The organism is Roseovarius halotolerans (genome assembly GCF_900172255.1).
Classification (GTDB): Bacteria; Pseudomonadota; Alphaproteobacteria; order Rhodobacterales; family Rhodobacteraceae; genus Roseovarius; species Roseovarius halotolerans.
Genome location: NZ_FWFU01000001.1, coordinates 1,044,717 through 1,068,010, shown reverse-complemented (window position 1 = coordinate 1,068,010; position 23,294 = coordinate 1,044,717). Strand labels below are relative to the sequence as shown.

General features: G+C 64.8%; 21 protein-coding genes, 1 tRNA gene, 1 other RNA gene and 2 pseudogenes. 12 read left to right on the top strand and 13 right to left on the bottom strand.

What is annotated here, in order from left to right; genetic code table 11:
* Positions 1–11: 11 nt before the first annotated feature.
* The 6 genes from trbK-alt to ROH8110_RS05195 are packed head-to-tail and all read left to right on the top strand — an operon-like array spanning position 12 to position 4,768.
* Complete coding sequence (gene trbK-alt, locus ROH8110_RS05220; RefSeq protein ID WP_034828601.1) at positions 12–299, top strand: putative entry exclusion protein TrbK-alt; 288 nt, start codon at positions 12–14, stop codon at positions 297–299.
* A gap of 3 nt (positions 300–302) precedes the next feature.
* Complete coding sequence (trbL, locus tag ROH8110_RS05215) at positions 303–1,679, top strand: P-type conjugative transfer protein TrbL (RefSeq protein WP_085816616.1); 1,377 nt, start codon at positions 303–305, stop codon at positions 1,677–1,679.
* Positions 1,676–2,365, top strand: a complete 690-nt coding sequence (trbF, locus tag ROH8110_RS05210) for a conjugal transfer protein TrbF (RefSeq protein WP_034828168.1) — start codon at positions 1,676–1,678, stop codon at positions 2,363–2,365. Before trbL ends, trbF begins: the two co-directional genes overlap by 4 nt.
* A complete protein-coding gene (gene trbG / locus ROH8110_RS05205) occupies positions 2,362–3,384 on the top strand; it encodes a P-type conjugative transfer protein TrbG (RefSeq protein ID WP_034828167.1) in 1,023 nt (340 codons plus the stop codon). Before trbF ends, trbG begins: the two co-directional genes overlap by 4 nt.
* Complete coding sequence (locus tag ROH8110_RS05200) at positions 3,381–4,520, top strand: TraB/TrbI/VirB10 family type IV secretion system protein (RefSeq protein WP_034828166.1); 1,140 nt, start codon at positions 3,381–3,383, stop codon at positions 4,518–4,520. The genes trbG and ROH8110_RS05200 overlap by 4 nt, the downstream gene beginning before the upstream one ends.
* A gap of 2 nt (positions 4,521–4,522) precedes the next feature.
* Positions 4,523–4,768, top strand: coding sequence for a DUF2274 domain-containing protein (locus ROH8110_RS05195; protein ID WP_036173413.1), 246 nt, complete (start codon positions 4,523–4,525; stop codon positions 4,766–4,768).
* A gap of 27 nt (positions 4,769–4,795) precedes the next feature.
* On the opposite strand, the pseudogene ROH8110_RS05190 reads toward ROH8110_RS05195, so the two are convergent.
* Positions 4,796–5,617, bottom strand: a pseudogene (locus tag ROH8110_RS05190) (SDR family oxidoreductase).
* A gap of 98 nt (positions 5,618–5,715) precedes the next feature.
* Here ROH8110_RS05190 and ROH8110_RS05185 point away from each other — a divergent pair.
* The 4 genes and pseudogenes from ROH8110_RS05185 to ROH8110_RS18885 form a co-directional block, all read left to right on the top strand.
* Positions 5,716–6,624 (top strand): LysR family transcriptional regulator, encoded by a 909-nt coding sequence (locus ROH8110_RS05185; RefSeq protein WP_034828162.1) that lies wholly within the window; start codon positions 5,716–5,718, stop codon positions 6,622–6,624.
* Positions 6,625–6,776: 152 nt separating this feature from the next.
* Entirely contained in the window at positions 6,777–7,091 is a 315-nt protein-coding gene (locus ROH8110_RS05180; protein ID WP_034828160.1) for a hypothetical protein, read from the top strand.
* A 19-nt stretch (positions 7,092–7,110) separates the two neighbouring features.
* Positions 7,111–7,497, top strand: a complete 387-nt coding sequence (locus tag ROH8110_RS05175) for an HVO_A0114 family putative DNA-binding protein (protein WP_034828158.1) — start codon at positions 7,111–7,113, stop codon at positions 7,495–7,497.
* Positions 7,494–8,537 (top strand): annotated as a pseudogene (locus ROH8110_RS18885) (recombinase family protein); the annotation flags it as partial. The gene ROH8110_RS05175 and the pseudogene ROH8110_RS18885, both read left to right, overlap by 4 nt.
* Positions 8,538–8,810: 273 nt before the next feature.
* On the opposite strand, the gene ROH8110_RS18880 reads toward ROH8110_RS18885, so the two are convergent.
* The 12 genes from ROH8110_RS18880 to ROH8110_RS05115 form a co-directional block, all read right to left on the bottom strand.
* On the bottom strand, positions 8,811–9,077 hold the full coding sequence (locus ROH8110_RS18880) for a hypothetical protein (protein WP_034828152.1): 267 nt from the start codon (positions 9,075–9,077) through the stop codon (positions 8,811–8,813).
* Between the two features lie 36 nt (positions 9,078–9,113).
* Positions 9,114–9,203 (bottom strand) — tRNA-Ser (locus ROH8110_RS05165).
* An 81-nt stretch (positions 9,204–9,284) separates the two neighbouring features.
* Positions 9,285–11,762, bottom strand: a complete 2,478-nt coding sequence (locus tag ROH8110_RS05160; protein WP_085816615.1) for a DUF3772 domain-containing protein — start codon at positions 11,760–11,762, stop codon at positions 9,285–9,287.
* Positions 11,759–12,790 (bottom strand): cysteine synthase A, encoded by a 1,032-nt coding sequence (locus tag ROH8110_RS05155; RefSeq protein WP_085816614.1) that lies wholly within the window; start codon positions 12,788–12,790, stop codon positions 11,759–11,761. The genes ROH8110_RS05160 and ROH8110_RS05155 overlap by 4 nt, the downstream gene beginning before the upstream one ends.
* Before the next feature lie 58 nt (positions 12,791–12,848).
* Entirely contained in the window at positions 12,849–13,922 is a 1,074-nt protein-coding gene (locus ROH8110_RS05150) for an NUDIX domain-containing protein (RefSeq protein ID WP_254903712.1), read from the bottom strand.
* Between the two features lie 49 nt (positions 13,923–13,971).
* Positions 13,972–14,412, bottom strand: coding sequence for a TrgA family protein (locus ROH8110_RS05145; protein ID WP_254903711.1), 441 nt, complete (start codon positions 14,410–14,412; stop codon positions 13,972–13,974).
* Positions 14,413–14,430: 18 nt separating this feature from the next.
* A complete protein-coding gene (locus tag ROH8110_RS05140; RefSeq protein ID WP_085817020.1) occupies positions 14,431–15,639 on the bottom strand; it encodes an SAM-dependent methyltransferase in 1,209 nt (402 codons plus the stop codon).
* Between the two features lie 77 nt (positions 15,640–15,716).
* Positions 15,717–17,138: a cryptochrome/photolyase family protein gene (locus tag ROH8110_RS05135; RefSeq protein WP_085816611.1), complete on the bottom strand. Its 1,422-nt coding sequence runs from the start codon at positions 17,136–17,138 to the stop codon at positions 15,717–15,719.
* A 52-nt stretch (positions 17,139–17,190) separates the two neighbouring features.
* Positions 17,191–18,411 (bottom strand): aminotransferase class V-fold PLP-dependent enzyme, encoded by a 1,221-nt coding sequence (locus ROH8110_RS05130; RefSeq protein ID WP_085816610.1) that lies wholly within the window; start codon positions 18,409–18,411, stop codon positions 17,191–17,193.
* A 129-nt stretch (positions 18,412–18,540) separates the two neighbouring features.
* Positions 18,541–20,253 carry a BCCT family transporter gene (locus ROH8110_RS05125; protein WP_085816609.1) on the bottom strand — a complete coding sequence of 571 codons (1,713 nt, stop codon included), beginning with the start codon at positions 20,251–20,253 and terminating at the stop codon, positions 18,541–18,543.
* A gap of 303 nt (positions 20,254–20,556) precedes the next feature.
* Positions 20,557–21,267, bottom strand: coding sequence for an anti-sigma factor (locus ROH8110_RS05120; protein WP_085816608.1), 711 nt, complete (start codon positions 21,265–21,267; stop codon positions 20,557–20,559).
* Entirely contained in the window at positions 21,264–21,854 is a 591-nt protein-coding gene (locus ROH8110_RS05115; protein ID WP_085817019.1) for a sigma-70 family RNA polymerase sigma factor, read from the bottom strand. The genes ROH8110_RS05120 and ROH8110_RS05115 overlap by 4 nt, the downstream gene beginning before the upstream one ends.
* A 226-nt stretch (positions 21,855–22,080) precedes the next feature.
* Here ROH8110_RS05115 and ROH8110_RS05110 point away from each other — a divergent pair, with 226 nt between their 5' ends.
* Both ROH8110_RS05110 and ssrA read left to right on the top strand, forming a co-directional pair.
* Positions 22,081–22,863, top strand: a complete 783-nt coding sequence (locus tag ROH8110_RS05110) for a DUF4394 domain-containing protein (protein WP_085816607.1) — start codon at positions 22,081–22,083, stop codon at positions 22,861–22,863.
* A gap of 52 nt (positions 22,864–22,915) precedes the next feature.
* Positions 22,916–23,270, top strand: a transfer-messenger RNA (tmRNA) gene (ssrA, locus tag ROH8110_RS05105).
* Positions 23,271–23,294 lie beyond the last annotated feature (24 nt).

Below are 23,294 nucleotides of genomic sequence, written 5' to 3'. Positions count from 1 at the left end.
AGGGGCCGCCCATGGACGGCAAGATGCTGGCCCGGCTCGGGGCCGTCGTATTCGTCGCCATGGCCATCGCGGCCACGGTGATCGAGATGACCCGCAAGGACGATCCCGCGCCGGCCAGCACCGCACCGGCGCTGCAACCGCCGGCCGATCCGCTCCGCGCGACGCTTCGCCGGTGCCAGCAGCTTGGGGAAGCGGCGACGAGCGATCCGGTCTGCCTTTCCGCATGGGCCGAGAGCCGCGACCGCTTTCTTGGCCGGACGCCCGCCCAGACCGCTCCGCGACAGAACGAGGAACAGTGATCCATGGGCGGAACCGGCGTCATCGACTCGTTTCTTGGGGTCTTCACCAGCTACATAGATTCCGGCTTCGGCCTGCTCGGTGGGGAAGTGGCGTTTATCGCCACCACCCTGATCGTCATCGACGTGACGCTGGCGGCGCTCTTCTGGGCCTGGGGCGCGGATGACGACATTATCGCAAGGCTGGTCAAGAAGACCCTGTTCGTCGGTGTCTTCGCCTACGTCATCGGCAACTGGAACAACCTCGCCCGCATCGTCTTCGACTCATTCGCCGGTCTCGGTCTCATGGCGTCGGGCACGGGCTTTTCCGCTGCCGACCTCATGCGGCCAGGCCGGGTGGCACAGACCGGCCTCGATGCCGGCCGACCATTGCTCGATTCCATTTCCGACCTGATGGGCTACTGGTCGTTTTTCGAGAACTTCATCCAGATCGCCTGCCTGCTGTTCGCCTGGGCGCTGGTGATCCTCGCCTTCTTCATCCTCGCCGTGCAGCTCTTCGTCACGCTGATCGAGTTCAAGCTGACCACGCTGGCCGGCTTCGTGCTGATCCCCTTTGGCCTGTTCGGCAAGACCGCCTTCATGGCCGAGCGTGTGCTTGGCAACGTAATCTCTTCCGGCATCAAGGTTCTGGTGTTGGCCGTCATCATCGGCATCGGCTCAACCTTGTTTTCGCAGTTCACCGCCGGCTTCGGCGGCGTCACCCCCACGATCGACGATGCCATGGCGATTGTGCTCGCGGCCCTGTCGCTGCTCGGCCTCGGCATCTTCGGACCCGGCATCGCCACCGGCCTTGTCTCGGGCGGCCCCCAGCTCGGCGCGGGCGCGGCCGTGGGCACCGGCCTCGCCGCCGGCGGCATGGTGCTGGCGGGCGGTGCGGCGGCGGGTGGCGCGGCGATGCTCGGCGCAAAAGGCGGCGCTGCCGCTTTGTCCGGCGGGGCCGCGGCCGTTCGCGGCGGCGCGACGGCCGCAGGAGCCGCTTCCGCAGCCTACAGCCTCGGCTCGCTCGGCCAGTCCGGCGCGGCCGGTGTCGCGTCTGGCCTTGGCGGCGTCGCTCGCGCGGCAGGATCGGCAGCCGTCTCACCCTTGAAACGCGCTGCCTCCCGCGCGTCCGAAAGCGTCAAGTCCAGTTTCTCCGAAGGCGCGAAGGCTGGCTTCGGTGCGAGTGGCGGCGCGTCCACCATGGGCACGGCCGGAGGCGCGGCGGAAGCATCCGCCCCGGCCGCGTCCGCCTCGGCCACAGGCGCACCGCCTGCCTGGGCGCAGCGGATGCGCCGCTCGCAGGCCATGAACCACGGCACGACCATGGCCGCACACGCCGTCCGCTCCGGCGACAGCCATGGCCCCGGTTCTTCCGTCAACCTTTCCGAAAGTGACTGCTCATGAGCATCTTCAAACGACCCGCAGCCCATTACGGCAAGACGCCGGAACCCGAGACCCCGTATCAGAAGGCCGCGCAGGTCTGGGATGAGCGCATCGGCTCGGCCCGCGTGCAGGCGCGAAACTGGCGCTACATGGCGTTCGGTTCCCTGATCCTGTCGGCGGGCTTCGCCTCGGCGCTGGTGTGGCAGTCGGCGCGCGGGACCGTGGTGCCCTGGGTGGTGCAGGTCGATGCGCTCGGCGAAGCCCAGACCGTCGCACCGGCGAACGCCGACTATCGCCCGACCGATCCGCAGATCGCTTTCCATCTCGGCCGCTTCATCGAGCAGGTCCGCGCGATCCCGGCCGATGCGATCATCGTCCGCCAGAACTGGCTTCGCGCCTACGAGTTCACCACCGACCGGGGCGCTGCGGCTCTGAACGACTATGCCCGCGCCAACGATCCGTTCACCCGTGTCGGCCGCCAACAGATCGCCGTCGATGTGTCCAGCGTCATCCGGGCATCGCCCGGATCGTTCCGGGTCGCCTGGACCGAGCGCCACTACGAAAACGGCCAGCTTTCCGGCACCGAGCGATGGACCGCGATCCTGACCATCGTGATCCAGCCGCCGCGCACCGCCGAGAGGCTGCGCGCCAATCCGCTCGGCATCTATGTCAATGCGATTTCATGGTCGCGGGAGATGAGCCAATGACCCGCACGTCTTTCTGCAAAGCCGGCTTTCCGGTTTTCCGCAAACCCGCACTGGCGGCGTTGCTGCTTTCCGCGACCGTGCTGGCCGGCTGCGCCACCAACCGGACGCCGCAATTCTCCTATGACGACGCCGTGCCGCCGCTGCCGACGCCGCCTGCCGCTTCGGCAGAGGACACGCCCCGGCCGCTGCATGTTCCGCCCGCCTGGACCGTCGCGCGCGGCGGCGAGAGGGCGGGCACACCGACCGGCCGCGTCGAGAACGCCAACGCCGCCGCCCGCGTCGAGCCGCGCCGCGAAGGCTACTACAACGCCATCCAGATATACCCGTGGTCGGAAGGCGCGCTCTATCAGGTCTATGCCGCCCCCGGTCAAATCACCAATATCGCGCTGGAGCCGGGTGAAAACCTGACCGGCGCAGGACCGATTGCGGCCGGCGACACCGCCCGCTGGATCATCGGCGATACCGAGAGCGGCAGCGGCGCCAACCGGCGCGTCCATATCCTCGTGAAACCGACCCGCGACGACATCTCGACCAACCTTGTCGTGACCACCGACCGGCGAACCTACATGATGGAGCTGCGCGCGCGGGAAGCGCTCTACATGCCCGCCGTCGCCTGGGCCTATCCCGCGCCGCCGGCAGGCCAGCGCCGGGCCGTCCCGTCCGCGCCGGTCATCCCTGCCGAGGCGGCGCGGAACTATCGCTATGGATTGCAGGTGCAGGGCGACAGCCCGCCATGGCGGCCGGTTTCCGTCTTCGACGATGGCCGGCGCGTCTATGTCGTCTTCCCGCGCGGGATCGTGCAGGGCGAAATGCCGCCGATCTTCGTGCTCGGGTCGGACGGCGAGCCGCAGATCGTCAATTCCCGCATCTACCGGAACGTCCTGATCGTGGACCGTCTGTTTGGCGCGGCCGAACTGCGCCTTGGCAGCGGCAACCGCCAGCAGGTCGTCAGGATCGTCCGTATCGAGCAACGACAGGCCGCCGCTCAGCCCGCAGCCACCGGAGACTCGCCGTCATGACAGACAACCCGATCACCGACACCACAGCGCCCATGCGGCTGCGCGCAGAACCGCCGCGCGTCACCCGCCTGTCCCGCAAGATGCTGGCAGGCATTGGCGCGGTCGCGCTTCTCGGCATCGGCGGCGCGCTGATCTACGCGCTCCAGACCCGCGAGGCCGGACCGGGCGGCGAAGAACTCTATTCGACAGAAAACCGGCCCACGGCGGACGGACTCACGGGCTTGCCCTCCGACTACACCGGCCCGGTCCTCGGCCCCGCGCTGCCCGGCGACCTTGGCCGTCCGATCCTCGACGCCGAGAGGCGGGGCCAGCCGGTCGCAACGCCTGCGATCACAGCGCCCGCGGTCGATCCCGAGGAAGAACGCCGCCGCGCCGAGGAAGAAGCCGCGCGCCTGAGCAGCGTGTTCTTCCAGACCGGACCGCGCACAGGAACACCAGCCGGGACGGCCATGCCCGGCCTGGCCGGTCTCGGCGGGCAACCGGAGGGAGCGGCCGGTCAGAACCGCCATGCCGCCTTCCTGGGCGGCCCGGTGGACCGCCAGACCGTCGCGCCGGATCGCGTCACGCCGCCGGCCTCGCCCTATATCCTGCAGGCCGGGGCCGTGATCCCGGCCGCGCTCATCACCGGCATCCGTTCCGACCTTCCGGGCCAGATCACAGCGCAGGTGACGGAGAACGTCTATGACAGCCCGACCGGCTCGCTGCTCCTGATTCCGCAGGGCACCCGCATCATCGGCCAATATGATGACGGCGTGACCTTCGGCCAGCGCAGGGTGCTCTTGGTGTGGAATCGCCTGATCCTGCCGGGCGGCCGCTCCATCGTCCTTGAGCGCCTGCCGGGCGCGGACGCATCGGGCTATGCCGGCCTTGAGGATGGCGTCGATTATCATTGGTGGGATCTGATGAAGGCCGCAGGACTATCCACGCTGCTCGCAGTCGGCACGGAGCTCGCGACCAGCGACGAGGACCGGCTGATCCGCGCCATCCGCGACGGGGCGCAAGATACCGTCAATCAGGCAGGCCAGCAGATCGTCCAGCGCCAGTTGCAGGTCGCGCCCACGCTGACCATCCGGCCCGGCTTCCCGGTCAGGATAATCGTCACCCGCGATTTGATATTCGAGCCGGCAGGAGGTTGACCATGACCAAGCTGAAACTCGGCCCGCTGCCCGACGACAAGCCCGTAAAGGTGACCCTGGAGCTGCCCGCGCCGCTCCACCGCGATCTGGTCGCCTATGCCGAGGTGCTGGGGCGCGAGACGGGGCAAGCCGTTGCCGATCCCGTCAGGCTGATCGTGCCCATGCTGGAGCGGTTCATCGCCACGGACCGCGGCTTCGCAAAGGCGCGGCGGGGGGGGAAGTGGTCCAGTGGGATAAATGGCAACTGAGCGGCACGAAGCCGACATTGCCCGCACTCAGGCACGGGCGCTCGAAGCGTCGATCTCGGCTGTGAGTTGCCGGCACTTGGCGCTGGCCCATTCGTGCGCATCGGCGCCGAACAGGAGCCGTCGCGCTGGGTCGGGAGAGGACGCTTCAGAGACGATCAGGGCGGAAAGCGCCGCCGGATCGTTCTGCTGCGCGCCGTTCGCTTCTGCGATGAAGGTTCGGAAACCGGCCACCGCCTCGGCATAGTCGGCAATGTCCATATCCCCCTGCCGTGCAGTGGACGGATCAAGGAAGTTTGTGCGCATCATCCCCGGCTCCACGATGAGTGATCGGACGCCAAGCGGCGCGATTTCTTCGGCGAGGCCCTCCATCCAGCCTTCGAGCGCGAACTTGGACGCCGAGTAGACCGATCCACCGGGGTTCGAGACCAAGCCGTTCACCGAGGAGATCGTGACCACGAGGCCCGAGCGCTGACGGCGCATCGTCGGCAGCACCGCGCGCGCCACGTTCATCGCCCCGAAGAGGTTGATCTCGAACTGCCGGCGCACGTCCTCCTCCGGGATCGTCTCGAACCATCATCCAAGCTGGGCGCGGCCGGCGTTGTTGACCAGGATGTCGATCCGGCCAAACACCTCCATGGCTGCGTCATGTGCTGCCGAAGCCGCCCGGGCATCGGTCACATCGAGCGGTAACACGAGCAGGCTGTCGTCCGGAGCGGAGAGGCTTTCTGCAAGCCCGTCGACGCTTCGGCTGGTTGCCACGACCTTGTCGCCAGCGCGCAGCGCATCGCGAGAGAGCAGATGCCCAAGTCCCCTGCCAGCGCCGGTGATGAACCATACCTTTTCTGTCATTGTCAGCTCCTCTTGTCGTGCCGACGCGATATTAGCGCATCTATGCAGTGGGAGATTAGTACCTCGAAATTTGTCGGACCAAGTAGTATAGCTACTGAATGGACCCGCGTAAGTTCTCGGACCTCGTCATCTTCAATCGCGTTGCCGAAGAGCGCAGCTTCACCGCGGCGGCACGCAGCCTCGGCGTGACCCAGTCCGCCGTCAGCCAGACCGTAAAGCGCCTTGAGGCCGATCTGGGGATCAGGTTGCTGTCACGCTCGACACGCAGCATTGCCCCCACCGCGGCGGGCGAGCGGCTTCTGGCCACACTCGCGCCGGTCATCGCGGAGATTGATGCGGAAATCGACGATCTGGAACAGTTGCGTGAGGAACCGGGCGGACGTCTGCGGGTGACCTGCGGCAAACATGCCGCCGATACGCTCGTCTGGCCGGCCTTCTCGCGACTGATCGCTGCCCATCCCGAGATCGACGGCGAGCTGAGCGTGGAGAACCGGCATGTCGACATCGTTGCCGAGCGGTTCGATGTCGGGATACGGCTGCGCGAAGACTTGGAAATGGACATGGTCGCCGTGCCCGTTGGGCCCCACTTGCGCGCTGTCGTTGTGGGGGCGCCCCGGTATCTCGACAGCTGCGATCCTCCGCACACGCCGCGTGACGTGTCGGCCCACCGCTGCATCGGTTTCAGAAACGCGGGTGGCACCCTGTCGCCGTGGTCGTTTGAGAAAGACGGACATGCGGAGACGGTAAAAGTGTCGCCGTCCCTGATCGTCAATGACGGCGACGCACTCGTAGGGGCTGCCAGCGCGGGGATGGGTCTGGCCTACATGCTCGAAGATCTCGCCGCGCCCTTTCTGAACGACGGGCTGCTCGTCGAGGTCCTTGCCGATTGGTGTCCGCCGTTTCCGGGCTATCACGCCTTCTATTCGAGCCGGCGCCATCCGACCCGTGCTTTCACTCTCTTCCTGGAGAGTTTGCGGGCGGAGACCAGCGCGACAACCAGCAAGTAAGGCGCAACGGGCTCTGCGCCGACACTAGTAACAGGGGTGCCGTCAACGCATCGACGCAAATGCGGCACGCTACAGGCCGCCGATCCCCCTCCATGCTTCGCCTATTCCGGGCTTCCAGCCCCCGGAAAATCCCGCGAACCACGGAGGATTCCATGTCCACGAAACACCGCCACGGCAGCAGGGGCCGCCCACGGCAGCCGGTCCCCAAAACGCTCCCCGACGATCTCTACGACTACGACGACGACCCGACGCCGCGCGTCAGTCCGCCGCGTGGACGCCCGCTCCATCTCTTCGATGTCGAGCGGCTGCCGGTCATCGACGACTGGCCCGAGGACGTGCCGATCACCGAGGCCGAGATTCAGGTGTTCGAGCGCTGGTTCGCCGATGTGTTCGACGAGTTGTTCGGCTCGGTCGATCTGCCCGATGACTTGAAATCGTTATCGTATTATGATAATGAAAAACCCTGAACGATAATCGAGTCTTGCCATGTCCACATTGAAAGTCGGGATCGCCGATCCCGAGGAAATGAAGGCCCGCACCCTTCGGATCGCGCGTGGCGAGGAAAAACCGAAGCCCGGCGAGCCGACGGTCTGGTTCATCTCCACGACATCCTTCGCCAAATTCATGTCAGCGAGCAATTGCGAGATGCTGCGCATCATCTACGAACAGCAGCCAGCCTCGTTGGAAGAGCTGGCGCAGATGACCGGCCGCGCCAAGTCCAACCTGTCCAGAACCCTCAAGGCCATGGTCGGATACGGGCTTGTGCGCATGGAAAAAGGCCGGGGTCTGAGACTGGTCCCGAAGCTCGTTCATGACCGTGTGGAACTGGTCTTGCCTCTGGTCGAGCCTCGCAGGAAAGGAACCCGCAAATGAACGTCCACAATCCCAATGTCGCCCTGCGGGCTGCCCTCTACCTGCGCGTCTCCACCAGCCGGCAGGCCGAACATGACGTGTCGATCCCCGACCAGCGCAGGCAGGGCGAAGCATGGTGCGAAGCGAGGGGCTATCAGCTTGTCGAAACCTTCGTGGAGGCCGGCGCGTCGGCCACCAACGACCGCCGCCCCGAGTTCCAACGAATGATTGAGGCGGGAACGTCGAAGCCCGCGCCCTTCGATATTGTCGTGGTTCACAGTTTCTCGCGCTTCTTCCGCGATCATTTCGAGCTTGAGTTCTATGTCAGGAAGCTGGCGAAGAATGGTATTCGCCTCGTCTCCATCACGCAGGAGATGGGCGACGACCCCATGCACGTCATGATGCGGCAGATCATGGCGCTGTTCGACGAATACCAGTCCAAGGAGAACGCCAAGCATGTCCTGCGCGCCTTAAAGGAAAACGCCCGGCAAGGCTTCTGGAACGGCTCGCTGCCCCCGGTCGGCTATCGCGTCGTCGCAGCCGAGCAGCGCGGCGCGAAGGTCAAGAAGAAGCTGGAAGTCGACCCGCTGCACGCCGACACGATCCGCCTGATCTATCGCCTGGCGCTGGAAGGTGATGGCGATTCCGGTCAGATGGGCGTTAAGGCCATCGTCAAGCATCTGAACGGCAAAGGCATCTTCACCCGTGACGGCGGCCGTTGGGGCGTCGGCCAGGTTCACCGCATCCTGACCCGGCGCACCTATATGGGCGAGCATCAATGGGGCAAGAACCGGAAGAACAAGGCGGACAAGGAAGCCGATGAAATCGTCATCGTGCCGGTACCGCCGATCATCGACCGCGAGACCTTCGAGGCGGTGCAGAAGCTCTTGCAGGCCCGCAACCCCAAGACCGAACTGCCCGCGCGCGTCGTGATCGGTCCCACGCTTCTGACCGGCATCTGCTATTGCGGCAATTGCGGGGGCGCGATGACCATCCGCACCGGCAAGAGCGGCCGCTATCGCTACTATGCCTGCTCGATCCGGGCACGGCAGGGCGAAACCGGCTGCAAGGGGCGCGCGATCCCCATGGACAAGCTCGACACCATGGTTGCCGGTCATATCGAGGAACGCCTGCTTGATCCCGACCGGCTGGAGAAGCTGCTTGGCAGCGTCCTCGGTCGCCGAGAAGATCAGGCCGAGCGCCGCCGCCAGCACATCGCCGAATTGCAGCGCCGGGCTTCCGAATCGGAACTACGCCTCAAGCGTCTCTATGACGCCATCGAGGCCGGGGTTGCCGATCTGGACGACCCGGCGCTGACCGAACGCATCGCCGGCCTAAAGGTCATCCGCGATCAGGCGCGGGCGGACGCCGACCGCGCTCAGACGCTGCTCGACAGCCCCGGTCACAGCGCCGTCAGCCCGGCGATGATCCGGCAATTCTCGCAGATCGCTCGCGACCGTATCCGGGACCGTGAGGGCGGCTATCGGCGGGATCACCTGCGCGCCCTGGCGCAGCGTGTCGAGGTCGCCGACGACGCAATCCGCATCATGGGATCGAAAACGGAACTGCTGAGGACGCTTGCGGGCGGCCAGGTGCGGCAATCGGCGGCGATTGGCGTGCCCAGAGGCGGACTGAAGTGGCGGAGAGACAGGGATTCGAACCCTGGAGACGGTTACCCGCCTACACGCGTTCCAGGCGTGCGCCTTCGACCACTCGGCCACCTCTCCGTGCGGCTCTCTTTAAACGTCCACAAACGGGCAGTTCAAGGGGTTTCTGTCGGCCCGGTGCAATCGCCTCGCGGGGCGCGCTCAGCGTCCGTCCCCGCCACCGCCATCCGCTCCGTCTTCGCCGGAGGCGCCATCATCGTCGCGTACCGTCGCCTCGACGTCGCGCGCGCTCAGATGCGGCGTGGTGTCGGCGGTCGATGCCTTGCGCGGCTCCTGCGTTGCCGATCCCGCACCCGTCAGCGTCTCGGGGTTGCGCAGCCACAGATCCTGTTGCGGGAACGGAATCTCGATGCCTTCCTCGGCGAAGCGGCGGGCGATCTCGTGGTTCATGTCCGAACGCACGTTCAGAACGAAATTCACGTCCCGCAGGATCGCCCGGATCTCGAAATCCATCGAACTGTCGCCAAACCCCTGGAACACCACATAGGGCTTGGGATTGGCCAGGACCATCGGATGCGCCTCGGCGATCTCCTGCAGAATGGCCTCAACCTTGCGGGTGTCGGTCCCATAGGAGACGCCAACCGGCACAATGGCGCGCCCCACGGTGTTGCCACGCGTGTAGTTGGTGACGGTGCCGCTGACGAAATCCGCGTTGGGCACAATAACGTCAGTGCGATCGAAGGTCTCGATCCGGGTGGAACGCACCGAGATGTCGCGCACATAGCCATGCTGACCGCCCACCTCAATCCAGTCGCCTTCCGAAATCGGCCGCTCGATCAACAGGATGATCCCCGAGACGAAATTCGACACGATGTTCTGCAAACCGAAACCGATCCCGACCGACAACGCACCAGCCACAATGGCAAGGCTGCTCAGATCGATCCCGGCGCTGGTGATGGCGATGATGGCTGCCAGGAATATGCCCACATATCCCACCCCGGCCACGATCGCATTGCGCCCGCCCGGATCGATCCGGGTCTTGGGCAGGATCGAGTTCTTCAGCGCCCCCTGGGTCAGGCGCGTCACCAGGTAGCCAAGCGCGAACACCACCGCAAGGGTCAGAAAGATCGTCGGGGAAATCCGCGTGCCCCCGATCGACACCCCCTCCACGAAGCGTGTCCAGAGTTCGGTCAGATCGGCCACCCGCGCGCCCCAGATCAGCGCGAACAGCGGCAGGGACAGCAGCACCAGAACGAAACCCACCATGACCGGGATCAGGGATTCCGCCGCCCCAGCGACATTCCCGGTCAACAGCGCGTATAGCTCGACCACAACGCGCTGAAGAACCATAAGCCCCGCGATCAGCATCAGCGACAGCAGCGACGGGAACAGCAGGAACTTCGCCAGCGTGAAATAGCCCGCCGCAGCGAGGACCGGCACCACGACCGCCAGGATCGTGATTGCCCGCGTCATGATCCCGGCCAGTCGCGAATTGGGTGCCTCTTCGCCAGCCGCCGTATCATCTTCGTTCTGTGCATGCGTCGCCAGCAGGCGACCCAACCGCCACAGCAAGAGCGACGCGATCACCATGACCGGGAACAGGATCACATTGCCCGCCGCCTCGGACCATTTGAATATCTCGCGCATCCCGTTGCCCAGGTTCAGGGCCGCGATCACCAAGCCAAGCGCCGCGCCATACCAGCGCCCCCGCAGCCGCTCGTCCACCCCGAGGTCCAAGATCGGGCTGCGCGTGTCTTCAGCCGGAAACACCCGCGTCGCAAGCCATCTTGCCACCAGGAAAATCAGCGCGGCGCGCACGAATTCCTGCAAGAGCTGCTGGCCTTGTTCTCCCGCCAGTCCCGAAATCACGATCACGACGCTGAGGGCCACAAGCCCGAGATAGGGCAGCGCGAAACTGCCAAGCGACACCAGGAACCCGGCGATCCAGCGCCCGGCGCTTTCACGGTCCCGCAGGATCCGGCGGCTCAGCCCCCGGCTCCAGCGCCGCCCGCGCGCCATCAGCACAAGTCCAAGCACGAAAAGCGGCAGCGTCACCGGCAGGTTATCTCCGATGGTGCCCCGCTGCATCGCTTCCGAAAAGGAACTTCGCGCCTCGCTCACCAGCGATGTCCCGACCGAGAAAAGCGCACTCAGCGCACCCGGCCAATGCACGGGGTTCACCGGTGACGGTCCGACCTGCAGCAAGGCCTCGGTCTGACGGTCCCGGATCGTCTGATCGATGCTGCGGATCAACCCGTCGGCCCGGCTATAGGCCAGCTCGGCCCGTCTGCCCGGTGCCTGAAGCTCGGTCAGGCGGGCATTCAGCTGCTCGCGCTCCAGCGCGATTTCGGGGGATTCACCCCCATCTTCGGGCGCCGGCCCAAGCGCGTCAAGCTGGCGCTGCACCGTGGCGATGCTGCCCGAGTTGGCATTCTGCGCCCCAAGAAAGGTCTCACGCCACTCCGTCAGGTCCTCGCGCAGTTGCTCGAGCGTCTGGTTCTCGGTATCACCTGCTTCGACGGCGCTTTCCACCGACGCGGCGAACCGATCCCATTGATCGAAATCCGGTGTGCTGGCCGCCTCCTGCGCATGGGCGGGCGGCACAACGATGCCGCCGCCACTTCCGGCGAACAGGGCCAGCGTCAGCGCCAGCAGAACCTGACGGAAAATACGTGTCACTCGGCAAAGACTCCGGGAATGCTGCGAGGCGCCTCACTCAGCCAACCCGGCGTGGGCAGGCCCTTTTCGCGCAGGAATTCGGGATTGAACAATTTCGACTGATAGCGCGTGCCATAATCGCACAGCACCGTCACGATGGTGTGGCCCGGCCCCATGTCGCGCGCAAGGCGGATTGCCCCCGCCACGTTGATCCCCGAGGATGCGCCAAGGCACAGCCCTTCGTGCTCCAGAAGGTCGAACACATGCGGCAGCCCTTCTTCGTCGGGCACCTGATAGGCGAAATCGGGGGTGAATCCTTCGAGGTTGCGGGTGATGCGCACCTGCCCGATCCCTTCGGCGATGGAACTGCCATCGCCCTCCAATTCGCCGGTCTTGTAATAGGAATAGAGCTTCGCGCCCATCGGGTCGGCAATGGCTACCTTCACGCCCTTGGGCTGCAGGGCCGCGGCAACACCGGCCAGCGTGCCGCCCGACCCGACCGCGCAGCAGAACCCGTCGACCTTGCCGCCGGTCTGCTCCCAGATTTCGGGGCCGGTCGTTTCCACATGCGCCTGCCGGTTCGCGACGTTGTCGAACTGATTGGCCCAGATCACGCCATTTGGTTCGGTTTTCGCAAGTTCCTTGGCTAACCTCTCAGAATATCGAACAAAATTGTTCGGATTTGAATAGGGCGCGGCAGGGACCTGCACCAGATCGGCCCCTGCAAGGCGCAGCATATCCTTCTTTTCCTGGCTCTGCGTCTCGGGAATCACGATCACCGTCTTGAACCCCAGCGACGCGCCCACCAGCGCCAGCCCGATCCCGGTATTCCCGGCCGTGCCCTCGACGATGGTGCCGCCGGGCGCCAGTTCGCCGCGTGCCACCGCATCGCGGATGATGAACAGAGCAGCGCGATCCTTGACCGACTGGCCGGGATTCATGAACTCGGCCTTGCCGAGGATCTCGCAGCCGGTTTCCTCGCTGGCCCGGCGAAGCCGGATCAGTGGCGTATTCCCGACCGCTTCGGCCAGATCCTTCGCAATGCGCATTGCCGGTGCTCCTCTCTTCGCAGCTCTTCCCCAGACTTAGTGCCCGGTGCGCTGGAACTCAAGCAGACCCGCGCAGCCGTTCACGTTCGCGCGACAGCCAGACCAGCGACAGGACCAGCGGCCCGTTTTCCGCCTCGCCCGAGTTCAGCAATTCCATGGCGCGCTCAAAGGATATCACATGCGTGCGGATATCCTCGTTCTCGCATTCCAGCCCGCCACGGCCCTCGCCTTCCTCCGGCAGATCGCACAGACCCAGATAAAGGTAGAAATACTCGGTCGAACAGCCCGGCGAACAATAGTGGCCCGCGATCAGTTCCAGCCGATCGAGCGCCAACCCGGCTTCTTCCTCGCATTCGCGCCGCGCGGCGGCTTCGGGGGTTTCACCCGCATCAATGCGCCCGGCCACCGGCTCCAGCATCCAGGGGCGCGGATCGCCGCGCGCATAAAGCCCCATGCGGAACTGTTCCACCAGAAGCAGCCGGTCGGTCCGCGGATCATAGGGCAACACCAGCGCGGCATCGGCGGCAACAAACACTTCGCGGCGTAGTGGCGGGCTCATGCTGCCGTCGAAACCCGGATAACGCAGTGTATATTCACGGGTCAGGAAATAGCCTTCATGCGACGTATGGCGCGCAAGACAGGTCACTTCGCTTGCAGGGGTTGCGCTGCGCAAGGTCGCCGGGGCGCCCGCTGCCGCCAATTGGCGCGACCCGGCGCGCGACAGAATCATGGGCATCCGCCATGCCAGTCCGGCGGCATCGATCCGCCCGAAATAACACATCGCTTCCGCACAGGCATCGAGCGCCAACGCGCCCCATCGCGCTTCCCATGAGGCAGCAGGCCAGGGCATGTCATCGGTTTGCGATGCTTCGGTTTCACTTGCGACAAACGCCAGCCCCGCACTGCCATCCGCCAGGGTCACAGGACGCGCCTCAAGCCCCTGCCCTTCGGCGAAGAACGCCAACCGGTCCGCTGCCGATTGCGGGGCCGAGCGCAACAGCAGGCCTTCGGTCCGGGTGCCTTTTTCGGCGACAAGCGCGGGAAAACAGTTGAATTCGGCGGCGCTCAACGCGTGATCCGCCAAGGTCGCGGGCACCGCGTCAAGCTCGGCGCACCCCGTGATCTCCGTCAAAAGCGGCGCCCATGTCATGGGGCCGGCGACAAACACTGCCTCTGTTCGATCACGACCAGCGATGAGACACCCACTCCCCGAAAAGACCAATAAAGACACCGCCCCCGACCAGCAGACCAATCAACGGCACGTGAAGCAGCACCAGCGCATATTCGGTGGCGATATCGAAAATCGTTACCAAACCTTCCATCAGCCCCGTCACCCGGCGATCAAGCGCCAGTTCCAGCATCTTGTAGAGACTCAGCAGGAAGAGAGAGAGGACCACCAGCGACGCGACCCCGGTCAGCCCCGCGCTCAAGCCGTTCGACCAGCCAAAACCAAGCCGCTTGCCGATGACACGCCAGCCGCAGATCAGGCCAAGCGCCGCATTGACCTCGTTGAAATAGCCGAAATTGGTGCCCTCGGGCATCAGCGGGCGGATCATGTCCGACGCCACCCAGCCAAGCCCCGCCAGCAGCAGGGCGGCGATGGCGCGGGCCGCGGTGGGCATGGTGTCGGTGACAGGCATTCAGCCGGGCCTTGCAATCGTGATTTGTGTCACATCGCAATTACCCCCTCGAAAGGCCCCTGCACAAGAGGTCAGATAGAAATTCCACATCCGCCGGAACCTCTCGTCAAAGCCAAGCCGCGCCACGTCATCCCATTGCGCGTTGAAACTCTCGTGCCAACGCCGCAATGTCTGGCTGTAGCTCTGGCCGAACTCGTCCGAGCCACGGATCTCCAGCCCGCTGCGCCGGACCTCCTCGCTCAGGATGCGCGGGCTGGGCAGCATCCCTCCCGGAAAGATGTATTTCTGGATGAAATCGACGCCCTTGCGATAGGCGTCCCAACGGGCGTCGGCCACGGTGATGATCTGCAACACCGCCTGCGCTCCGGGGCGCAGACGCCCGTGCAGGCTGCGGAAATACACCGGCCAATAACGCCGTCCCACCGCCTCGAACATCTCGATGCTGGCGATCCCGTCATAGGTGCCGCGCTCGTCGCGATAATCCTGCAACTTGAACTGCACCCGGCCCGCAAGCCCCGCATTCTCGATCCGCTCACGGGCGTAATCATATTGCGCGCGGCTGATGGTCAATCCCGTCACCCTTAGGCCGCGCTCGCGCGCCGCGTATTCGGCAAACCCGCCCCAGCCACAGCCGATCTCCAGCACATGATCGCCCGGCCGCACGCCCATCCGATCAACCAGCCGGGCATATTTCGCCCTTTGCGCGGCTTCGAGACTTTCCTGACCGGTCTCGAAATACGCACTGGAATAGGTCATCGTGTCATCCAGCCAGAGCCGGTAGAACGCGTTGCCCAGATCGTAGTGATGGCTGATATTGCGCCGCGCCTGCTGGCGGGTATTGCGCTGCAACCAGAAGCGCAGCTTCTCGTAAAGCTGCACGATGTTCTGGCCTGGATAGCTGTTATACATCTCGTCATTGCCCGCATTGACCAGATCCATGAAGGCCTGAAGGTCCGGCGTCGACCATCCGCCATCGAGGTAGGCCTCGCAGAACCCCAGATAGCCCTCACGCACCATGCGGGTAAAAAGCTCCGGGTCATGCACCTCGACTTCGGCGACCGGGCCGGGCTTGCGGCCTTGTGCGCGAAACACCCGCCCGTCTGGCAGGCGCAGGTCAAGCCGCCCGCACTCAAGCGTGCGCGCCGCGGCGAAACATCGGGCGAAATAGCGTGGCAGTCCGGCCTGCCCGGTGGTTTGCGTCAGGATCATGTGCGCATCCCTGCTGATTGTGTTGCCCTCAAGGCTATTGCGGGCAGGTCGGATCGGGCAAGGATTTTCGCCCATAATCAGGCTTTTGCCGCCTCATAGGCCGCCAGCGCCCGCGCCCGTCCCTCCTTCAGCCCGACGATGGGCGCGGGATAGGGGTCGCCTGGGCTCAGGCCCCAGCTGCGCGGAATCGCCTTGAAATAGGACAGCGCCTCGGGCGCGGGTTCGCGTCGGCCTTCGGCGATCCAGCGATCCAGATAGACGCTTTCCGGGTCGAATTTCGCGGCCTGCGTCTCGGGGTTGAACACCCTGAAATAGGGCGTGGCATCTGGGCCGGACCCGGCACTCCATTGCCAGCCCATTGCATTGCTGGCCGGATCCCAATCCGTCAGGCAGCTCTCGAACCAGGCCTGCCCGATCCGCCAATGGCTCATCAGGTGCTTGGTGAGATAGCTCGCCACAATCATTCGCGCCCGGTTGTGCATCCGGCCGGTCACATACATTTCGCGCATCGCTGCATCGACAAAGGGGACGCCGGTGCGCCCCTGTTTCCAGGCGATCACTTCGGGGCGAGTCTCGTCACGGTTCCACGGAAAGGCATCCCATTCGCTGCGCCAGTTCGCATCGACGATACGAGGCGTGTGCCACAGGAGGTGATAGGCAAATTCGCGCCAGACCAGTTCCTTGAGCCAGGTTTCCGCCCCCGCCCTGCCCTCGTGCAGCGCGCGCTGTCCGGCGTACCAGCAACGCCTGGGCGAGATTTCACCAAGCGCCAGGTTCTCGGAAAGGCTCGATGTGCCATCCTCGCCCGGCAGATCGCGCCGCTCCCGGTAATCGCCTATCGCCCCGCTCACAAAGCCGCCCAGACGCCCAAGCGCCGCCGCCTCGCCCACACGCTGCCATGGGCCGCAGATATCGGCGCCGCGATTCATAGCCGCGCCCATGCGCCAATCCGACAGCGCATCGCTCTGCGGCCATGATACGGGCGCCGGGATGCTCTCGGGCGCAGCCGCGGGCGCATCCACGCTGCGATCCCTGACCGCGTTCCAGAACGGCGTGTAGACCTTATAGAAACTTCCGCTGCCGGTCTCGACGCTCCAAGGCTCGAACAGCAGATGCCCCGCATGGCTGCCCGCCTCCAGCCCGTCGCCGGTCAGGGCCGCCTTGACGGCCTTGTCGCGCGTCACGCTGTCGGGATCATAGGCACGCGACCAGAACACCGCGCCCGCCCCGGTTTCGCGCACCAGTTCACGCAGCACCCCCAGCGCCTCGCCCCGGCGCAGGATCAGGCGGCTGCCCGTCCCCTCAAGTCGCGACGCCAGGTCATCCAGCGACAGCGCGAGGCGCCATTTCGGCGCCGCGCCAAGCCCCTCGACCAGCGGGTCGTGAATGAAAACCGGGATCACCGGCCCGCCCCGCGCCAGCGCCGCCAGCAATGCAGGATGATCGCTCAGTCGCAGGTCGCGCCTGAACCACAGCAATGTGGGATGTGCCTGCTGCATGCCTCGCCTCTCGTTCCTTGTCCCTGTCTTACGGCGGCCGCACCGCCGCGGATCAAAGAACCTCGTCCAGCGCCGCGATCAGCCGGTCGATCTCGTCGCGGCTGGTGTAGTGGACAAAACTGAGCCGCAGAACGCCTTTTTCGGGATCGACACCAAGTGCCTTGAGCGGTCGCACCGCGTAGAAATCGCCGCCCCCCGCCATAATCCCGCGCTTCGCCAATGAGCGCGCGGCCTCGGCCCCCGGCTGTTCCAGCGCCAGCGCCACCGTCGGCGCACGCTCAGCCGCATCCGCCGGACCGATCAGCCGCACCTTGTTGCGATCCCGCAAATGATCCAGCAGCGGCTGCAGCAGCGCCGTTTCATGCGCCCGCATCAGGTCATGCACGCCCCGCATCCGTGCACCGGCATCGCCTTCGATCCCGTGATGCGCGGCCAGTGCGTCGATATAATCCGCCATGCCGGCGCTGGCCGCGACCTGCGCATGATCCGGCCCCGCCGGGGTGAACCGCTTGTAAAGAACGTCACCGTTGAAGAAATGTGCCTGGTTGGGCAGCAGATTTCCCAGCTCGCGCCGCATCACCATGATCCCCTGATGCGGCCCATAGGTCTTGTAAGCCGAGAAAAGATAGATATCCGGCCCCATATTGCCCACATCCGGCAAGCCATGGGGCGCATAGCTGACCCCGTCGACGCAGACGAAGGCGCCCGCGGCATGGGCCGCTGCGGTGATCGCGACCACCGGGTTCACCGCCCCTACCACGTTCGAGCAATGCGGGAAACAGACCAGCCGGACGGACTCGTCCAGAAGGCTTTCAAGGTCCTCCAGCCGGAGCAATCCCGTCTCGGGGTCGATCCGCCACTCGCGGATCTCGATTCCTTCATCGGCCAGCCGCCGCCACGGCCCCGAATTGGCCTCGTGATCCTGATCGGTGACGATGATCGCCTCGCCCGGCTTCATCCATTGGCCAAAGGCCTGCGCCAGAACATAGGTGTTCTGCGTCGTCGATGGCCCGAAACTCAGCTCATCCGTGGCCACGCCCAGCATTTCCGCAAGCCGCGCGCGCGCCTCGTCCATTTCCTCGCCGGCCAACCTGCTGGCCTCATAGGGGGCATAGGGCTGCACCTTGCGCTGGCGATAATAACGCTCAAGCCGGGCAATCACCGGCGCACAGGTATAGGAGCCCCCGGCATTCTCGAAAAACGCCTGGCCCTCAAGCGAAGGTTCTGAAAAGGCGGGGAACTGCGCCCGCACGAAATCTATGTCCATCTGCATGGCGCCACCAAAGCCCGCGCCGCGCCTTGCGTCAAGCGCGATGCGCGCCCTGCCCCCGGATCAAACGCAAAAAGGCCCCGGACAATGCCGGGGCCTCCTGCGTGCATTTCGCGAAAGCGCGGGTGATTGTCAGCCGCGTTTCTCGTTCGAAAGGCCTTTCCAGATCGCATAGCACATGACCAGCAATACCAGCGTGAATGGCAGCCCCGTCGAGATGACCGCCGATTGCAACGACGCCAAACCGCCTCCGATCAGCAGCACGATCGCGACGGCGCCCTCGAAGATGCACCAGAACACGCGCTGCGAGACCGGCGCATCCACCTTGCCGCCCGCGGTGATCGTGTCGATCACCAGCGAACCCGAGTCGGAGGAGGTGACGAAGAACACCACCACCAGGACGATCCCGATCACCGAGGTGATCGTCGACAGCGGAAGCTGCTCGAGCATGTAGAACAGCTTGAGCTCGAGCGCCGCATCCTGCGCCCCGGTATAGCCATCGCTGACCACCTGGTCGATCGCGGTGCCGCCAAAGACGGTCATCCACAGCACGCAGACCAGCGTCGGGATCAACAGCACGCAGGTGATGAACTCGCGCACGGTCCGTCCCCGGCTGACACGGGCGATGAACATGCCGACGAAGGGTGACCAGCTGATCCACCACGCCCAATAGAACGAGGTCCAGCCCTGGCTGAAGTTTACATCCTCACGCCCGAACGGATTGCTGAGCGCAAAGAGATTCTGGAAATAGGCCCACAGGCTGTCGAAGAACAGCGTGATCAGGAAGATCGGCCCCCCGACCAGGAACACGAACAGCAACAGGATCGCCGCCAGCCCCATGTTGATCTCCGACAGGACCTTCACGCCGCCATCAAGGCCGCGCACCACCGAAACCAGCGCGATCGAGGTGATCGCCGTGATCAACAGCACCAGCAGCAGCGGGTTGTTGGCCACGCCGCTTTCCTCGCTGTTGCCATAGGTGATCCCCATGAACGAACGCGTCCCCTCGGCGGCATCGCCCGAACCGAACAGGAATGTCAGGCCCGATGCCGTCTGTTCCGCGCCAAAGCCCAGCGATGTGGCAAGGCCGAACAGCGTGGCAAACACTGCCAGCGTATCGATGATATGGCCGGTCCAGCCCCAGACGCGCTCACCGAAAATCGGATAGAACGCCGAACGCAGCGTCAGCGGCAGGCCCTTGTTATAGGAAAACAGTGCCAGCGCCAGCGCAACAACCGCGTAGATCGCCCAAGGGTGCAGGCCCCAGTGAAAGATCGTCGCCGCCATGCCAAGTCGCTGCGCCGCCGCCTGATCGCCTTCCGCCGCGCCGATCGGCGCCCAGTCTGTGCGCAACCCGTCCTCGCCGACAGACACGCCGCCCATCGAGGATCCGAAATGGCTCATCGGCTCCGAAACCCCGAAAAACAGCAGGCCAATGCCCATGCCGGCCGCGAACAGCATCGCGAACCAGCCGATATAGCTGTAGTCGGGCGTCGCTTCAGCTCCGCCCAGCCTGACGCTGCCATATGGCGTCACGATCAGGAGAAGGCAGAATATCACGAAGATATTCGCCGCTCCCAGGAAGAACCAGTCAAACCCCTTGGTCACGGCCGAGAACAGCCAGCTGAACACCGCGCTTGCCTGTTCCGGCAAGGCCAGCGAGTAGAATACGAACAGCACCACCGCGAGGCCCGAGATGAAGAAGACCGGGTTGTGGATATCAAGGCCGAACGGACCGACCTTGGCTACGATATTGTCCTGACCGATCTCGTAATCGGTTTCAATGAGATCCGCGTGCCCCTCGGGCGCGGGTATCCCCTGCATGTCTGTTTCGTCGTCGGCCATGCAAGAAGGCCCCCTTTTTCTTGGCAATCCAGGTCAGTCGCGCCGGATAGGAAGGTCGCGCGCACGCAGCCCTTCTTGGGTCGATCCAAACGCCGCCCGTTGCTTGCGACATGGCGAGGCACCGCAAACAAGTGCCCGCGTTTCCCTCAGTTTTTCTCAGAGAAGGTGACGTTTCCGCACACCCTGTTCGCTCTCCTTATCCCAAGGGTAACAACCGGATTCACCCGATGGCAAGCAATTGCGCCCATTTTTTGGCTGATTGCGACCTGACTTACGCTTTGCGCGCGACCCTTTCGGGCGATGTCAAAGCTGCGGTGCAGCAAGTCCCTTGCCGATGATCGGCCCGGTCGGACGCCCCGTGGGCGAGCCGCCCTGCGGCTCCAGCGTCACCTCGTAGAGCTGCTCCGCGCCCGGATCCGGCAGATCCCCAAAGGCCAGCCGCGCCGCGCGCGTTCCCTCCAGCACACCGAGCGACACCGGCCCCATATCCTCTGACGGCAGGGTCCAGACCTGAAGCGAGCGGTCGGCAGGCACGTCGATATCCGTCACGAAACGCACGGTCGCGGTATCATTGCCGAAATCCTCGACAACGGCCTGCGGCACACCCTGCGCATCAAGCAGCACCGCAACGACGACCGGCTCGGGCATCGGACGCAACCAGCCGCCGCCAAAACCGAATCCCACGGCCAGACCGACCAGCGCCGCCGCGATCACCCGCCGGAACGACCGCGCCGGGGGACGGGTCATATTCGCCGCCATCGCGGCCGGGTCCGCCTCCTGTTGGCCTTGCGCCGCGATCGCGCTGTGAACCCGCGCCGTGAAATCTTCGGGCAGATCGCACGGCGACGCCGACAGGTCCAGCGGCAGCAGCCGGTCGCGCAGCGCCCCGACGCGGCGGGCGACCTCTTCGTCGCGCGCCATGATCTCCTCGAACAGCTCGGCCTCGCCCTGCGACATCAGTCCCAGCACATATTCATCCGAGAGCGCGATCATCTCGTCAGACAGCTTGGTCATGACAGACACTCCTTCAACGCCACGAGGCCCCTGCGGATCAGCGACTTGATCGTGCCAAGCGGCATGTTCTGACGCGCCGCGATCTCACCGTGGCTGAACCCCGCCACATGGGCCAGCAGGATGCTGTGACGGCTCTGGGGATCAAGCCTCCCAAGACAGTCGCTCAGCTTTCCCGGCCCCGACAGGATTTCCCAGCCCTCGGGCGGCACGATCTGCTGGCGCGCTTCCTGCACATGCGCCAGATCGCCCGGCGACAGCACGCTCAGCCTGCGCCCGTCGCGCAGGATATTGAGACAGCGGTTGCGCAGCACCGCATAGATCCAGCCCCGCGCCGAACCGCTTTGCGCACGGTATTGCGCTGCCTTGCTCCAAACCCGGATCATCGCGTCCTGCAACGCCTCTTCGGCCAGGTCGTAGCGCCCCAGAATGCGCATCGCCACCCCAAGAAGCTGGCGCCCCTCAAGCGTCAGGATCACGTCGATCCCCTCCGACCTGCCCGCCGCACAGGCCCCAAGCGCAGCGCTCAGTTGCGCGCCGTGCTCCTGGCCCGCCCTTGCCGGGCCGGGCGCGTCGTCCTTCTTCGTCATGTCCTGCCCTCGCGTCGCGTGATCCGACATTACGCAACCCGAGGCCCTCCTGATAGCGTGCGCCGGCATTTTTTTCTCCATTCCCATGACAGACACGCGCCGCGCCGCACTGGATGCAGAATAAATTTCACTTTCCTGCATCCAATTCCCGCCCCGGCGTGTCTTCGGGTTCAGGGACGGCGGCTCGCGTCGTGCCCGGCTTGAACCACGAGAGAGGATTTTCACCATGTTTCGCATTGCAGCAATGACCACCACCGCCTTGACGCTTTCGATGTCCGCCGCCATCGGCGCACCCGCCATCGGGCTGGTCGGCGACAAGACACTGGTCATGTTCGACACCGACAGCCGCGAGGTCAGCGGCACGATGGAGGTCTCGGGCGTCGACAGCCTTCTTGGTATCGACCTGCGCCCCTCGAACCAGACGCTTGTGGGCGTCACCCCCGACATGACCGTCGTCAGCATCGACCCGCGCACCGGCGCCGCGACGAAGATGTCGAGCATGGACAAACCGCTGCCCCTCGGCGACACGCCGGTGATCGTCGATTTCAACCCGGCCGCCGACAAGCTTCGCTTCATGACCGGCACCACCAACCACCGGGTAGACGTGGATAGCGGCGCCGTGACCGTCGATGGCAGCCTCAATTGGCAGGAGGGCGATATGCATGTCGGCGAAAAGACCGCCATCGTCGCCGCCGCCTACATCAACAGCTATGGCAAGCCTGATTCCACCAGCATGTTCGACATCGACTCGACTATTGTCGCGGTGATCCAGCAGGTCTCGCCCAATGACGGCACGCTCAGCGCGATCGGTAAGCTCGGCATCGACGATCCCGCCGCCGAATACGCCTTTGACGTCGCCACCGACAGCGAGGGCAACAACATGCCCTGGCTCGTCAATGGCAACATGCTCTATTCGGTCGATCTCGAAACCGGCGCGGCCACCGGCAAGGGCATGATCGAAGGCGTCGAAGGCACGATCCGCGACATCACCATCATGCCGGCGATGTAATCTCGCCCGATTACGGCGCGGCCTTCGCGGGCCGCGCCGACCCTGCAACTCTCCCCTTTGCAAATCGCACGACCCCACCTATATTCACAGTGTCCCTTCGGGGACTATGGACATAAACGCGCTCGTAATAAGCGGATCGGACCCGGGGGCGGTACCCGGCGGCTCCACCAATAAACCTTTCGTTGGAGGTGGTTTTGGGGCCGAAACAGGATCGACGAACGTCTAAAGGGGTTAGCTTTGTCCCGGTGAGATACCACCGTTATCGGTTCGCTAAAGCATAATTGCCAACGACAATCGTGCTCCGGTCGCCGTTGCTGCGTAAGCAGTAACAAGACCGAAATCTTAAGCCCAGTCCTCTAGCAAGGTCTGGCGGGGTTCGCAGGCACCTGGCAACAGAAGCCTGCACCTTACCTTCACAACACAATGCAAGT